Origin of the sequence: Mycobacterium szulgai (genome assembly GCF_002116635.1) — a bacterium.
GTDB lineage: Bacteria > Actinomycetota > Actinomycetes > Mycobacteriales > Mycobacteriaceae > Mycobacterium > Mycobacterium szulgai.
Genome location: NZ_LQPW01000165.1, coordinates 153,577 through 166,960, shown reverse-complemented (window position 1 = coordinate 166,960; position 13,384 = coordinate 153,577). Strand labels below are relative to the sequence as shown.

Annotated in this window: 14 protein-coding genes; 6 read left to right on the top strand and 8 right to left on the bottom strand. The window is 66.0% G+C overall.

The genetic code is table 11. The features are described 5' to 3' along the window. Position 1 precedes the first annotated feature (1 nt). Positions 2-1,018: an NAD(P)H-dependent flavin oxidoreductase gene (locus AWC27_RS25665; protein WP_085673128.1), complete on the top strand. Its 1,017-nt coding sequence runs from the start codon at positions 2-4 to the stop codon at positions 1,016-1,018. On the opposite strand, the gene AWC27_RS25660 is transcribed toward AWC27_RS25665, so the two are convergent. Beyond that, a complete protein-coding gene (locus tag AWC27_RS25660; protein ID WP_085673126.1) occupies positions 978-1,670 on the bottom strand; it encodes an O-methyltransferase in 693 nt (230 codons plus the stop codon). The two genes, AWC27_RS25665 and AWC27_RS25660, sit on opposite strands and share 41 nt — an antisense overlap. Positions 1,671-1,800: 130 nt before the next feature. On the opposite strand from AWC27_RS25660, the gene mymT reads away from it, so the two are divergent. Beyond that, positions 1,801-1,947: a copper-binding metallothionein MymT gene (gene mymT / locus AWC27_RS25655; RefSeq protein WP_085673207.1), complete on the top strand. Its 147-nt coding sequence runs from the start codon at positions 1,801-1,803 to the stop codon at positions 1,945-1,947. 21 nt (positions 1,948-1,968) lie between these two features. On the opposite strand, the gene AWC27_RS25650 is transcribed toward mymT, so the two are convergent. Genes AWC27_RS25650 through AWC27_RS25635 form a run of 4 tightly spaced genes read right to left on the bottom strand, consistent with a single transcriptional unit; the run spans position 1,969 to position 6,219 of the window. Next, a complete protein-coding gene (locus AWC27_RS25650) occupies positions 1,969-4,020 on the bottom strand; it encodes a glycoside hydrolase family 3 protein (RefSeq protein WP_085673205.1) in 2,052 nt (683 codons plus the stop codon). A 59-nt stretch (positions 4,021-4,079) separates the two neighbouring features. Continuing rightward, positions 4,080-4,598 (bottom strand): TIGR04338 family metallohydrolase, encoded by a 519-nt coding sequence (locus AWC27_RS25645; protein WP_085673124.1) that lies wholly within the window; start codon positions 4,596-4,598, stop codon positions 4,080-4,082. Next, positions 4,595-5,344, bottom strand: a complete 750-nt coding sequence (locus AWC27_RS25640; RefSeq protein WP_085673122.1) for a DUF2786 domain-containing protein — start codon at positions 5,342-5,344, stop codon at positions 4,595-4,597. Before AWC27_RS25640 ends, AWC27_RS25645 begins: the two co-directional genes overlap by 4 nt. Before the next feature lie 35 nt (positions 5,345-5,379). Further along, positions 5,380-6,219, bottom strand: a complete 840-nt coding sequence (locus AWC27_RS25635; protein WP_083115295.1) for an alpha/beta hydrolase — start codon at positions 6,217-6,219, stop codon at positions 5,380-5,382. On the opposite strand from AWC27_RS25635, the gene AWC27_RS25630 reads away from it, so the two are divergent. After that, positions 6,167-7,267 carry a sigma-70 family RNA polymerase sigma factor gene (locus AWC27_RS25630; protein ID WP_085673120.1) on the top strand — a complete coding sequence of 367 codons (1,101 nt, stop codon included), beginning with the start codon at positions 6,167-6,169 and terminating at the stop codon, positions 7,265-7,267. The two genes, AWC27_RS25635 and AWC27_RS25630, sit on opposite strands and share 53 nt — an antisense overlap. Then, entirely contained in the window at positions 7,264-8,610 is a 1,347-nt protein-coding gene (locus AWC27_RS25625; protein WP_085673118.1) for an alpha/beta hydrolase domain-containing protein, read from the top strand. The genes AWC27_RS25630 and AWC27_RS25625 overlap by 4 nt, the downstream gene beginning before the upstream one ends. A 6-nt stretch (positions 8,611-8,616) precedes the next feature. Here the strand turns inward: AWC27_RS25625 and AWC27_RS25620 are convergent, their stop codons facing one another. The 3 genes from AWC27_RS25620 to AWC27_RS25610 form a co-directional block, all read right to left on the bottom strand. Then, the gene (locus AWC27_RS25620; RefSeq protein WP_083115290.1) at positions 8,617-9,093 is read right to left on the bottom strand and encodes a hypothetical protein; all 477 of its coding nucleotides are present in this window, start codon (positions 9,091-9,093) and stop codon (positions 8,617-8,619) included. 65 nt (positions 9,094-9,158) lie between these two features. Next, positions 9,159-9,458 (bottom strand): ESX-1 secretion-associated protein, encoded by a 300-nt coding sequence (locus tag AWC27_RS25615; protein ID WP_245847518.1) that lies wholly within the window; start codon positions 9,456-9,458, stop codon positions 9,159-9,161. 55 nt (positions 9,459-9,513) lie between these two features. Beyond that, positions 9,514-10,662 (bottom strand): EspA/EspE family type VII secretion system effector, encoded by a 1,149-nt coding sequence (locus AWC27_RS25610; protein WP_085673116.1) that lies wholly within the window; start codon positions 10,660-10,662, stop codon positions 9,514-9,516. Between the two features lie 460 nt (positions 10,663-11,122). On the opposite strand from AWC27_RS25610, the gene AWC27_RS25605 reads away from it, so the two are divergent. Together AWC27_RS25605 and AWC27_RS25600 are read left to right on the top strand one after the other, a co-directional pair. Further along, positions 11,123-11,857: a pirin family protein gene (locus tag AWC27_RS25605; protein ID WP_085673114.1), complete on the top strand. Its 735-nt coding sequence runs from the start codon at positions 11,123-11,125 to the stop codon at positions 11,855-11,857. A 27-nt stretch (positions 11,858-11,884) separates the two neighbouring features. Continuing rightward, positions 11,885-13,351 carry a YhgE/Pip domain-containing protein gene (locus AWC27_RS25600; protein WP_083115283.1) on the top strand — a complete coding sequence of 489 codons (1,467 nt, stop codon included), beginning with the start codon at positions 11,885-11,887 and terminating at the stop codon, positions 13,349-13,351. Positions 13,352-13,384: the final 33 nt, after the last annotated feature.

Genomic DNA, 13,384 nt, shown 5'->3' with positions numbered 1-13,384 from the left:
GATGGACCTTCTCGACCGGCTGCGGCTCGACGTTCCGGTCGGCCAAGCAGGTATGGGCGGTGGCCTGGCCGGCGCGCCGCTGGCGGCCGCCGTCGCCAACGCCGGCGGCTTGGGCACACTCGGGCTGGTCACGCCGCGCCAACTGCGCGCCGCGATCGACCAAATGCGCGCCGAGGCGCCCGGTCGCGCGGTTGCGGTGAACCTGCTGCTGCCCTTCACCACTCGCCGGCATGTCGCGGTCTGCGTGCAAGCCCGGGTCGACGTCGTCGTGCTGGCGTTCGGCGAGCCGCGCGGACTGGCCGAACGGCTGCGCGAGGCCGGGGCATTCGTCTTCGTGATGGTCGGGACCGCAGAGCAGGCGCGCGGTGCCATCGACGCCGGCGCCGACGGTTTGATCGCCCAGGGCCGGGAGGCGGGTGGGCATCTCGTCGGAACCGCGGCGGCCCTGGACTTTCTGCCCCGGGCCCTGGCCGTCGCGGGCAATCGGCCGGTGTTGCTCGCCGGTGGCATCGCCACCGCCGCCGACACCGAGGCCGCACTGGCCGCCGGGGCCAGCGGTGTCATCGCCGGAACTCGTTTCCTGCTCACCCACGAGGCCAACGCAAACCGTGCTTACCAGCGACGAGTTACGCAGGCGGACAAGACGATTGAGACCAATCTGTTCGGCGTCAGCTGGCCGCTGCGGCATCGGGTGCTGCCCAACGACGCCACCCGCCGGTGGTGCCGCGACGACGGGTGGGCCAAGGCGGTGCCCGGCGCGGTGAATGTGGCCAGCGGGCCCCTGTCGGCGCTGGGCTACCTGGATCCGGGCAAACTGGTCGGGCTGCAGTCTTCGCGGCTACCGATATTCACCCCGGCCGCGCTGCTTGCGACCATGCCCGATTCCTGGGTGGAGCGCGCGGCGTTGTATGCCGGTGAAACCGCGCTGCGTCTGCACGAGATCACGTCTGCCGCCCAGGCCGTCGCGGACCTGAGCCCTACTTCACCCTCGCGATCGCGAACCCGTCCCAGCCCTTGACCCCGACCGTCTGAATCGCCGCAGTGTCCAGGCGGGGATGTGAACCCATCGCGTGCAGCGTCTGCCGCGTCGCGGCGACCTTTGCTTTGTCGGTCTGCAGGTCGGTCTGCAGGTCGGTCTCCAGGAGCACCCGGCCGTTGCGGATGACGTTGTCCACCACGATCACCCCACCGGGCCGAGCCAGCCGGACCGCCCACTCCAGGTAGGCGAGGTTGTTCTCCTTGTCGGCATCGATGAATACCAGATCGAACGGGCCACCGGTCAGGGTCGGCAGTGTGTCCAGCGCCGCGCCGACCACCACCTGCACCCGCTCGGCCAGCCCAGCACGCTGCAGGTTCACCCGCGCGACCTCGGCGTGCGTGGGCTCGTACTCCAGCGTCACCACATGGCCCTGCGGTCCCGCGCCGCGGGCCAGCCAGATGGTGGAAAAGCCGCCCAGTGTGCCGATTTCGAGGATGCGGCGCGCCTGCATCGCCCCGGCCAGCAGACTCAGGAACTTGCCTTGCTGCGCCGAAACGGCGATGCGCGGCAATCCGGCTTCGTCGCTGGACTGCAACGCCGCGAACAACGCGGGATCCTCGCCCAGCAGGGTGGCGTCCAGAAACTCGTCGACATCCTTCGGGGAAGGTACGGAAGCTGAATCGCCCGACATGCCCGAAACGCTACGCCGCGGGCGATATCCGGTCCGGCCAGCCCTTTTACCAGATACCCGTATGGGGTATGGTGGGAAGTGGAATTGCCAACCGGGACTTGCTTCCCACGCAGAGATGAAGGTGACAAACATGGCGAACTACGAGGCCGGAACCCTGCTGACCTGCGGCCACGAAGGCTGCGGGTGTCGCGTTCGCATCGAGCACGAATGCCACTGCCCCTCAGAGGGGCAAACCTACCAATGCGCCTGCGGCGAGGAGCTCGTCCCGGTCGAGTGAGCCCGAGGCCGGTCGTGCGTGTCACCGCCCGAACGCACGACCGGCCAGCTCGGCCTCGGCCGTCAATTGGAGCGCGGCCGCCGATCCGCCCACCGCAACCCGATAAGTACCCGGCTCGATCCGCCAGCTTCCGTCGTAGTAGCGGGCGAGCAGTCGCGGATCGGCCTCGATCGCGACGCGACGGGTCTCACCGGGATCCAGCTCGACCCGCTCGAATCCCAGCAAGCGCGACCGGGGTTCGGTCAGATAGAGCTGTGGGACATCGCCGCCGGCCCGGTCGCCGGTGTTGACCACGGTGAAGCTGGCGGTGACGGTGTCGCCGCCACGCACGGTCAGGTCGCGGTACTCGAAGCTGGTGTAGGACAGGCCGTGACCGAATGCGAACATCGGATCCTGGCCCGTTCGCGCGAACCAGCGGTATCCGACTTCCGCGCCTTCGGAGTAGTCGATGCTGATCTCGGTGCCCCACGGGGCACCGAGATCGGGCAGCTCCGGCCGCGGCGTCTGCGCGAGATGAACCGGGAAGGTTATCGGTAGCCGCCCGGATGGATTGACCTGTCCGGCAAGGATTTCCGCGATAGCCTGGCCCCCGGCCTGGCCCGGATACCACGCCTGCACGATCGCGTTCACCGTGTCCCGCCAGGGCATGTCGGCGGGGTTGCCGGTCTCGAGCACGACTACGGTATTCGGATTGGCCGCGGCCACGGCGGCAACCACCGCATCCTGGCCCCACGGTAACGAGAGGTCGGGAATGTCGGCGCCCTCGGCTTCCACGCGTATCACGAAGACGATCACCAGGTCCGCCCGTCGCGCCGCCAGCACCGCCTCGGCTGGATTGACCCCTGGGTCGAACTCGATTTGGTTGTGGGGAAACAGCTTGCGCAATTCATCTAGCGGACTCGACGGCAGCAGGTAGAGGTTGCGCAGTCCGCCCGCCAGACCGGTTCCGCCGATGGGGATCACGTCTGCATAGCCGCCGGGGGGAACGACGGCGCTGGATCCACAGCCGATCGGCACCCCGCGTTGTGCATAGCCGCCGATGACCGCGATCCGTGCGCCGGGATCCAGCGGCAATGCACCGCGGTTCTGCAGCAGCACGATTCCCTGCCGTGCGATCTGTAGGGCAATGTCATTGTGCGCGGCCATATCCGGTGCCGGGGCGGCATCCCAGCGGTCGATTCCGATCGCGAACATCGAACGCAGGATTCGCCGGACCATATCGGACAGGCGCTCTTTGGATAGCCCGCCGTCGCGGTAGGCGGTCCGCAGCGCATCGCCGAATGCCTCCGACTGCCACAACAGGGCGTCGATCTGGGCACCGCATTCCTGGTCCAGGCCGGCGACCGCACACTCCCAGCCTGGCGTCCCGCCCCAATCGGACATGGTCCAGCCTCGGTATCCCCAGGCGCCTTTCAGGACGCCACCGATCAGCCCGGCGTTCGCGGCGGCGTACTCGCCGTTGATCTTGTTGTATGCCGTCATCACCGCGCCCGGTTGCGCTCGCTCGATGGCGATCTCGAAGGCCAACAGGTCGGATTCGCGGTGCGCATCTGAATCGATGATCGCGTCCAGCCAGTGCCGGTTAGTCTCGTTGCAGTTCAGCGAGTAGTGCTTGGTCGTCGATATGACACCTTCCTGCTGAATCCCGATGATCGATTCGGCAGCCATGGTCGCGCTCAAAAGCGGGTCCTCGGAAAGGTATTCGAAGTTGCGCCCATTGCGCGGGTCGCGGGCCAGATTGATGCCGCCCGCCAACAGCACGTTGAATCCGCGGCTGCGCGCCTCCCTGCCGATGGCCCGGCCAGAGGCGCGCGCGAGTTCGGGGTTGAAGCTGGCGGCCAGTGCCAGGCTGGCCGGCAGGGCGGTGGCGGTGTCGCCCGGCCGGAAACCGGGGTTGGTAACGCCGAGGCTGGCGTCGCTCATCAACAGTGCCGGCACGCCGAGCCGGGGCACCCCGGGTACGTACGCGGCGCTCATCGGGGTCCCCTGCGGAATGCGCTCGTCGTGTAGCCGCCACAGTTCGCCGACTCCCATCACGCCGACCAGTAGTGTGAATCGCTCGTCGTCGGTCATTTGAGCTTCGACTTCGCGGGCCCGGGCATCAGCGTCTAGGTCGGCGTCTAGGTCGGCGTCTAGGTCCTCCACCGCACCCCCTCTTTCGCATATACGACACGCAACACGTGGCCCAGCTCGGGTCCCATCACCAACTCCGTCAACGTACAGATCGTCGCCACGAACTGCGGCCCGTGCGGCGGCGGGACCTGGCACAGATGATGCGCCACTTCGTGCAGTACCACCAGCTCTCGCATCGCCCAATCGGCGGTGTCCCGGTCGGGAACCGCGATAATGCCAGTGCCATCACGGTTTTCGTAGTGCGCGGCGGTGGCGGCGCGGCGCGCCCGCACCCGCAGTGGCGCCACCTGCGGCCATTCCTCCCGCACGGCCGGCAGGGCAAGCACGTCGTCAACGTAGCGCTGCACGGAGGCCACCGACGCGAACCGCCCCTCAGGAGGCAACGTCAACTGAGTGCCGAAGAACTCCACCGCCGGCGTGCCGTGTTCGGCGGCGCGATCGAACAGGGTGCGCACAAATTCCTCGGCCGCATACACCCTGGCGCGCTGGGCATCCCGAGGCGTCTCGGCCTGCGTCACCGGCGCAGCGCGGTCCGCGCCCCGGGCAGCTCGGCACTGTTACCGAGCCGCGCTTGCTTACCGGCCCGGTCGCCCGCGCGCCGCGCCGCCGACGAATACCCCGCGGTGGCCCGATTAGCTTGCCAGGTACCGCGTGCCTTGGACGCGCTGCGATAGTGGTCACGCAGCTCGACCTCTTTGTCCCGCAACGCAATAGCGGTGCCCGGCGCGCGGCCGCGGTCCTTGGTGACCTCGCGCCGGGTCTGCTCGCGGGCTTCGGCCAGCCGCTGGCCCACCCGAACCCCGAACGCCAGCTGGAAATTGAGCCGGGCGGTGATCGTCGGCGTCGGCCGATGCGCACCCGAAGCCAGGTAGGCGTCCGACGCCCGCACCATCTGCACCACCAGGCTGGCGTACAGCGCGTGGCTGGCGTCGATGTCCTCGCCGAACCCGTAGGCATAGACGAACGTCGAGTTCGACGCCACGTCGCAGCGCACATCGTTGGCCGATGCGATGAGCACGAAAAGCTGTACGTAGGTCCGCAACCCGCGGGTGCCCGCCGCGCCGATGGTGATGGTGCGCTGCGTTGGGGCTTGGGCCGCTGAGCGTTGGGCGGAGTGGGAGCGGGCCACGGCCAGATCTATGGACGCCGCCGTGGCCAACCGTTGCGCCGCGCTCAGGAACGCATCGGACTCGTGCTGGTTGTCGGTGCCTTCGGCCTGACGCAGCAGCGCGGCAATGCGGGACAGCATCTTGTCGTCGGTCATGGCGCCAAAGTACCCAAGGGATACGACATCGGAAGTTACAGCCGCTTGCCGATCCACCCCACCACGTCGTCGAGCACCAGGTCGCGCTCCGGCTCGTTGAAGACCTCGTGGTACAGCTCGGGATATTCCTTCAGCGTGACGTCGGTGGATCCCACGCACTCGACCAGCTTGCGGCTGCCACCGATCGGGATCAGCCGGTCGGCGGTACCGTGCACCACCAGCAGCGGCGCCGTCAGGGCCGGTGCGCGTCGCGGCATGGTCTCGCCGACCTGCAGCAGCGCGCGACCCAGTCCGGCCGGCACGCGGCCGTGGTAGACCAGCGGGTCGTTGTTGTAGGCCTCCACCACCTCGGGGTCACGCGATATGGCGGTCAATTCGAGTTCCTGCACCGGTAAGCCAGGCACGACGACGCCCAGAACCTTGGCGGCCAGCGCCACCACCGGATTCACCAGGTCCTGTGCGGCCACCGCCGGCGCCGACAGCACCATCAGGTCATAGTTGTCCGGGCGTTCCACGCCGTAGGCGAAGACGATGCCGCCACCCATGCTGTGCCCGAGCACGATGCGCTTCAGACCGGGGTGGGCGCGCGAGGCGATCCCGACCAGGGTGTCGAAGTCGCCGGTGAACTCGGTGATGTCGCGCACCACCACTCGTTTACCGCCGGACCGGCCGTGGCCGCGGTGGTCGAGTGCGTAGGTCACCAGCCCGGCCTCGGCCAACCGTGCAACGACGTGGTCGTAGCGGCGCGCGTGCTCGCCCAGACCGTGTGCCAGCACGACTACCGCCTTCGGCGGCGTATCGGGTGTCCAGACGTCGTAGACGATGTCCACCCCGCCGACACCGTCGAACGTTCCTTCCGTGCGGGTGGTACTCATTACCGGCAGCGTAATGGCTCCTGCGCGGGGAATTTCAGAGACTCTGCGTAGGCTCGCTTGGGTGAGTGTGCTCGCACAAGATTCCCAAGATGAGCTGGGCGGCGACTTCTCCGCCCACGCCGAGCCCTACCGGCGTGAACTGCTCGCACACTGCTACCGGATGACCGGGTCCCTGCACGACGCCGAGGACCTGGTGCAGGAAACACTGCTGCGCGCATGGAAGGCCTACGACCGCTTCGAGGGCAAGTCGTCGGTACGGACCTGGCTGCACCGCATCGCCACCAACACCTGCCTGACCGCGCTGGAAGGCCGGCAGCGCCGGCCGTTGCCGACGGGGCTGGGGGCGCCCAGTTCCGACCCGACGGGCGAGCTGGTAGAGCGCGCCGAAGTGCCCTGGCTGGAGCCGCTACCGGACGTCTCGGGCGATCCCGCTGATCCCTCTGTGATCGTCGGGTCGCGGGAATCGGTGCGGCTGGCGTTCGTGGCCGCGCTGCAGCACCTCTCACCACGGCAGCGCGCAGTGCTGATACTGCGCGACGTGCTGCAGTGGAAGGCCGCCGAGGTGGCCGAGGCGATCGGCACCACCACGGTCGCCGTCAACAGCCTGCTGCAGCGGGCCCGGTCCCAGCTGGAGTCCGTCGGCCCCAGCAGCGAGGATCGGCTGGCCGCCCCGGAGTCACCCGAAGCCCAAGACCTGCTGGCCCGCTACATCGCGGCCTTCGAGAGCTACGACATCGACCGGCTGGTGGAGCTGTTCACCGCCGAGGCCATCTGGGAGATGCCACCCTTCACCGGCTGGTACGAAGGGGCGCACAACATCATCACCCTCATTCACCAGCAGTGCCCCGCCGAAACTGCCGGCGATATGCGGATGCTCCCGTTGATCGCCAACGGCCAGCCCGCAGCCGCCATGTACATGCGCCAGGGCGACCGGCATGTGCCCTTCCAGTTGCACGTGCTGGATATGTGCAACGGCCGGGTCTCGCATGTGGTCGCATTCCTCGACGGCGCACTGTTCGCTAAGTTCGGGCTGCCCGAGTCACTGTGACCCACGTCAGTCGCCCCGGCAAACCGCTTTTGTTGTTGGGCGCGTTCGACATTGACGACGTCGGTTACGTCGCCGAGGAGTTCTTCGTCTCGGGAACCGCCTCCTCCTTCGGCTCGGTCCCCGGCACCGCTGAGTACACCACCCGGATGGTGGTGCTGACGCCGTCCGACCCGGCGCGGTTCAACGGCACGGTACTCGTCGAATGGCTCAATGTCAGTGGCGGTATCGACGCTCCGGCCGTGTGGATGATGGCTCACCGCGAGATCATTCGCGCCGGGTACGCCTACGTCGCGGTCTCGGCGCAAAAGGTTGGCGTGGACGGCGGCGTCAACCTGCTCGGCATGGACATGTCGCTCAAGAGTCAGGATCCGGCCCGCTACGAGTCGCTCAGCCACCCGGGCGACGCGTTTTCCTACGACATCTTTACGCAGATCGGCGACCTTGTCCGAACCGGCCTGGACGGCCTGAGCCCGCACCGGGTGATCGCGCTGGGCGAGTCCCAATCAGCGATGTTTCTGACCACCTACGTCAACGACGTGGACCCGCACGCACAAAGCTACGACGGTTTCCTGGTGCACTCGCGATTCGCCGGCGCCGCGCCGCTGGACGGCGATTCGATTTTCTCCGACTCGCAGTCACCGGAGGCGGTGACTTATCGGCACGATCTGCGCGTCCCGGTGCTCACGCTGATCACCGAAACCGACCTGCTGGGCGGGGTGCGGCATGGCTATTACTTCGCCAGGCAGCCCGATAGCGAGCGGCTGCGAGTGTGGGAGATTCCCGGCGCCGCCCATGCCGACAACTACACGATCCAAGTCGCGCCAATAGATTCCGGACTCGCCCCGCTAGAGGCCATCGTCGCCGCCTACGCGCCGACCAACACCCTGATGGGTCAGCAGCTCGGGCACTACATCAATTTCGCGCCACAACACCATTACGTGGTGCAGGCGGCCATCTCCGCACTCAACAACTGGGTCACCAGCGGCGAGCCGGCGCCGTCGGCCACACCCATCAAAGTCGGCGACCCTGACCATTCACAGCTCCCGCCCGAGCCAATTCTCGACGGGAACGGAATCGCCCAAGCGGGGGTTCGGACTCCGTGGGTGGACGTCCCGGTGGCCCGAACGTCCGGCATCGGCGCGCACGACAGCGTGATGACCATGATCTTCGGCTCCGGCGAACCCTTCGACGCCGCCACCGTGGCCCGGCTCTACCCCGGCGGAGTCGCGGAATATCTCGACAGCTTCACCGCCGCGCTCGACAGCGCGATCGGGTCGGGGTTCATCCTGGCGGCCGACCGTGGGGAGATCCTTGAGCTCGCCGCCGCGACGTACCCCAATTAGGACTTGTCACCCTGCTGGGCACCCGTCGTCACGGCTGTATCGGGACCTGTAGTCAACGCCGTAGCGGGTGGTGAACACTTCTTCCCGGGTAGCGGCCGCCTCTTGGGGCGACGGCAACCGGAACGCCGTGCTCATGAACTCACGCAGCATGGCACTGCCTTTCGCGTCCGCGCCCGCCATTTTCTCCGCAATGAAGTTGTACTGGGCCGACTGTGCCTTTTGACGGGCAAGATCGGCGATCACTCGTATTTCTTCGGCAAGCCCCGCTTCACTCATGCTGCAGGCGCTATCGCGAAGCTGGACGTGATACACGCTGCCGTCCAGCATCGTTGACACCGACACCGAACCAGGCGGGTTGGTCACCACAAAAATCTCCACCTCGGCTTCTTCGTGCTGGTCGATTTCAGCGCCCTGAGATGTGGCGCCGATGATGCCCAGTGCCGCGAAATCGTCTCGGTCGTAATCATATTGGCGCGAATCCACGCGAGGGCCCCCTTTCGGGCACACTGGGATCTAGTCGCGGGCTGCAGCGAATGGGGCCGGCCAGATCAGGGCATCGTCTGGCCTACCGTGCCGGCCCATTGTTGGTCGGTGTCGAGATACAAACTGGCGGCGCTACGGAGATTTTCGGCGATTTGCGTAGCCAGCCCTTGCAGCGAGGCACCCGCGTTACTGCGGGTCGACTCAAACATTTGCAGGGCGCTGTTGAATTTCGAGCAATACGAACCGTGGGTGATCGAAACCGACTCACTCGTGCCGGCGGCCGCCTGAGTTGCGGTTTCCACATTCGTCGCGGCGTTGTCGTACCGCGTCGCCAGCGTATTGAGATATTCCGGCTGGACCTTCAAGCAGCCTGTCATGGATTGCTCCTTTCCTCGCTTGCCGCGTTATTGCGTTGACCGACTAGAGCTTTGGCTCACGTACGACTGCAACGGGCGCGCTCCGCATGGACCTTGGGCTCTCTGCACCAACACCGACGGGCGCTCGCTCGAGATCGTCACCTCCCGCGGCCGCGCCGTCGTCGTACTTTTTCGTCGTCCCTTTTCCGCCCGTCGACGACGGTTGCATGCCATTCATGCCCGGGGCCTGCGGCGCGCCCGGCTGCGGCGATCCGCCCAGCGGACCCGGACTACCGGCACCACCGACTTCCGGTGACACCGGACTCAGCCGGCCCAGAGCCGAACTCAGCTGCCCCAGACTCGGAATGCCAACCGCACCAGACCCGCGGCCGAATTCGGCCAACCCCGTCATTTGTGCCAACCGGCTCAAGTCCGGCGAACCAGGCGCGCCCGACGAGCCCGGCGAGTCCTCTGAGCCGGAGGGCCCGCCCGATTTGGCCATGCTGCCCAATTGCGACAACCCGCCCATGCCGAGCATTCCAGCCATGCCGGACAGGCCGCCCGCGCCGAACATGCTGCCGAATAAAGACTCCAGCTCCGCCAACCAGGCAGACAATTCGTTCCACAGATTGGAGATGACGTCCCAAATTACGTCGACGATGTCCGATATGACGTCTGAGACGATGGATGCCAGCAATTCGGCTAGCTGCGCAAGCAATTCGAGCAGCCGAATCGTGTCTTCCACCGTCTTCACTGTCAGGTACAGGAGCGCACCTCCGACGACCGCCATCGCGACTGCGCATGTTGCCGCCTGGAAATTTATCGACATGATCCAGCCGACGACCGGGACGTAGCTCATGTCGATGGCGATCTTCCGGGCGACTTTGAGCCCGGACAAAACGTCCGACAAGACGTCGCGCGTTCTGCTGACGGCTTCAGCCTGCGCCGCGATGAGCGACTCAATCTCGCTGTCCAGCTTGGCTAATTCGCCCAAGAAACTCTGTTGACGCTGGTTCTGGCCGGCGTAGCTGTCCGCGGCGGAACCTTGCCAATGGTTTCCGGGGCCGGCTGAGTTCAACTCGTTAGCTGTTTGACTGAAAAGGGAGGACGTGAAACTGAATACGCTTCCCCCGTCGGGGATGCCACTACCGAGCAATAATTCGAGGCTCTCGATGGTCCCGATCGCCGAATCGATGATGAGCGTTATACCCATGCGATGCATCCCTACGGTCGCCGTTTCCGTGTACCGGGAGCCTGCCGCTTTGGTCGTTACGCGGTAGGACTTTACCGTTGTAATACGCTAGGTCAACAATGTCAACAAGCAACAGTTGTCAAGATCACCAGAAGCAAAGCCCTTGTCGCACAACACCTCTGTGCGCTAGCGTATTGCCCCTTCGCGTCCGCCCCATAGCTTGACGAAAGAGGTTGCCGCTCGGCGGATCTTCGGATTCGGCACGAACGGCTGGGTCCGCGCGGCTTACCATCTCCCCACAATGCCGGCTGAATCGATCACGTTGGTACCGAACAGAATTGGCCAGGTAATTTACAAATGCCCGGGATTTGTCGGCACAATACTAAATCGCTTCGCCCGTCGCTATGCAGGCGTAGTTTGAAGGGCTCGCCACGAGAGCGCCGGCGCTCACGCCGCCAAATGCCGCGTTACCCTGAAATCCATGCCGGCCCACGTAGATATCAGGCGAGCCGACGAGCGTTCTGTCACCATCACGTCCTGGCTGAAGTCCAGACACTCGTTCTCGTTCGGCGACCACTACGATCCCGACAACACCCATCACGGTTTACTGCTGGTCAATAACGACGACATCGTCGCGCCGGGGGCGGGGTTCGATACTCACCCGCACCGGGACATGGAGATCGTGACCTGGGTGCTGGATGGCGTGTTGATGCACCAGGACTCGGCGGGCAATCACGGAGTGATCTACCCCGGACTGGCGCAACGCATGTCGGCCGGCAGCGGAATTCTGCACTCCGAGAAGAACGACTCCGCGACGGAGCCGGTGCATTTCGTGCAGATGTGGGTGATCCCCGACCAGACCGCCATCGCGCCCAGCTACCACCAACACGAGATCGATGACGAGCTGTTGAGCGGCGGCCTGGTGACCGTCGCGTCGGGCCTGCCCGGGCAGGATGCGGCCATCACCCTGCACAACCGCGGCGCAGCCTTGTACGCCGCACGGCTGCACCCCGGCGACACGACAACCCTGCCGGCGGCGCCCTATCTGCACCTATTCGTCCCACGCGGGCGGGTCACGCTGGAAGATGCGGGCGAACTCGGCGAAGGAGACGCGGTCCGGTTCACCGAGACCGATGCCCTGCGGCTGACCGCCCTCGACGCGTCGGAAGTCCTCGTCTGGGAGATGCACAGCAAGCTTGGAGGCGCCGCAACATAGAGTGGCCACGACAAGACAGGAGCCGGCATGTCTCAATCGCGGCCGCGCCACGCGGCACCCAACCCCAAGCGGAACATAAGGGCGGTTCGCACCGTGCGGTTCTGGGCGGCGCCCATCGTCATCACGCTGGCCCTGATGTCAGCGCTGGCTGCGCTGTACCTGGGCGGGATCTTGAACCCCACCACGAACCTGCGGCACTTCCCCATCGCCATCGTCAACCAGGACGCGGGGCCCGCGGGTAAGCAGATTGTCGACGGCCTGGTCGCCGGACTGGACAACAACAAGTACGACGTGCGGGTGGTGTCCAGGGACGAGGCGAAGAAGCTGCTTGACCGGGCCCAGGTGTATGGCCAAGCCGTAATTCCCCCGGGCTTCTCGTCGAGCCTGCGAGAGTTCGGGGCCAGCGCGGTGACGGCCAATCGGGTGGACCGCCCCGCCATCACCATCTCGACCAATCCGCGGGCGGGAACCCTAGGCTCCAGCATCGCCGGCCAGACCCTCACCCAAGCCCTGGCCGTGGTGAATACCAAAGTGGGCGAACGGCTTTCGGCGGAGGTAGCGGCGCAGACGGGTGGCGCACCGCTGGCCGGTGCGTCGGCGCTCGGGCTGGCCAGCCCTATCGACGTCAAGTCGACCATCTACAACCCATTACCCAACGGCACCGGCAACGGCCTGTCGGCGTTCTACTACGCGCTGCTGTTGCTATTGGCCGGCTTCACCGGCAGCATCGTGGTCAGCACGCTCGTCGACTCGATGCTCGGTTATGTACCAGCCGAATTCGGCCCCGTCTATCGCTTCGCCGAACAGGTCAACATTTCGCGGTTCCGCACCCTGTTGGTCAAGTGGGGCGTGATGGTGATACTGGCGTTGCTCACCTCGGGTGTCTACATGGCGATCGCGCACGGACTCGGCATGCCCATCCAGCTCGGCTGGCAACTGTGGGGTTACGGGGTGTTCGCGATCAGCGCGGTGGGCATCACGTCGAGTTCCCTCATTGCGGTGCTGGGGTCGATGGGATTGCTGTTCAGCATGCTGGTTTTCGTGATCCTCGGGTTGCCGTCGGCGGGTGCCACGGTGCCACTGGAGGCCGTGCCACCGTTCTTCCGGTGGCTGGCCGAGTTCGAGCCGATGCACCAGGTGTTCCTCGGAGTGCGGTCGCTGCTTTATCTCAACGGCCATGGCGACGCCGGCCTGTCCCAGGCGTTGCTGATGACTGCCATCGGTCTGGTGATCGGGGTGTTGGTGGGCGGCATCATCACACATCTATACGACCGCAAGGGATTTCACCGAATCCCGGGCGCGGTCGAGATGGCGATCGCCATGGAGCACCAAGCCCAGCACCAGGCGCGCGAAAAGGCCCGCGAAACGGCCCCGGAATCGGCAGCCGAGTCGGCCCCGGAATCGGCGACCGAGTCGGTGCCCGCGTCGACCCCGGAAGCCGCCGCGGAGCCCTACCCTGAGTCGGAGCCCGAAACTCCAAGCGAGAAAACGTAATTCCGGCGCGGCCTAACTGTCACGAGGCTGTTA

Coding starts and splice junctions, on each gene's coding strand:
- AWC27_RS25665 (WP_085673128.1), top strand. CDS start 2: ATGGACCTTCTCGACCGGCTGCGGCTCGACGTTCCGGTCGGCCAAGCA.
- AWC27_RS25660 (WP_085673126.1), bottom strand. CDS start 1,670: ATGTCGGGCGATTCAGCTTCCGTACCTTCCCCGAAGGATGTCGACGAG.
- mymT (WP_085673207.1), top strand. CDS start 1,801: ATGGCGAACTACGAGGCCGGAACCCTGCTGACCTGCGGCCACGAAGGC.
- AWC27_RS25650 (WP_085673205.1), bottom strand. CDS start 4,020: ATGACCGACGACGAGCGATTCACACTACTGGTCGGCGTGATGGGAGTC.
- AWC27_RS25640 (WP_085673122.1), bottom strand. CDS start 5,344: ATGACCGACGACAAGATGCTGTCCCGCATTGCCGCGCTGCTGCGTCAG.
- AWC27_RS25630 (WP_085673120.1), top strand. CDS start 6,167: ATGTCCACCCCGCCGACACCGTCGAACGTTCCTTCCGTGCGGGTGGTA.
- AWC27_RS25635 (WP_083115295.1), bottom strand. CDS start 6,219: ATGAGTACCACCCGCACGGAAGGAACGTTCGACGGTGTCGGCGGGGTG.
- AWC27_RS25610 (WP_085673116.1), bottom strand. CDS start 10,662: ATGGGTATAACGCTCATCATCGATTCGGCGATCGGGACCATCGAGAGC.
- AWC27_RS25605 (WP_085673114.1), top strand. CDS start 11,123: ATGCCGGCCCACGTAGATATCAGGCGAGCCGACGAGCGTTCTGTCACC.
- AWC27_RS25600 (WP_083115283.1), top strand. CDS start 11,885: ATGTCTCAATCGCGGCCGCGCCACGCGGCACCCAACCCCAAGCGGAAC.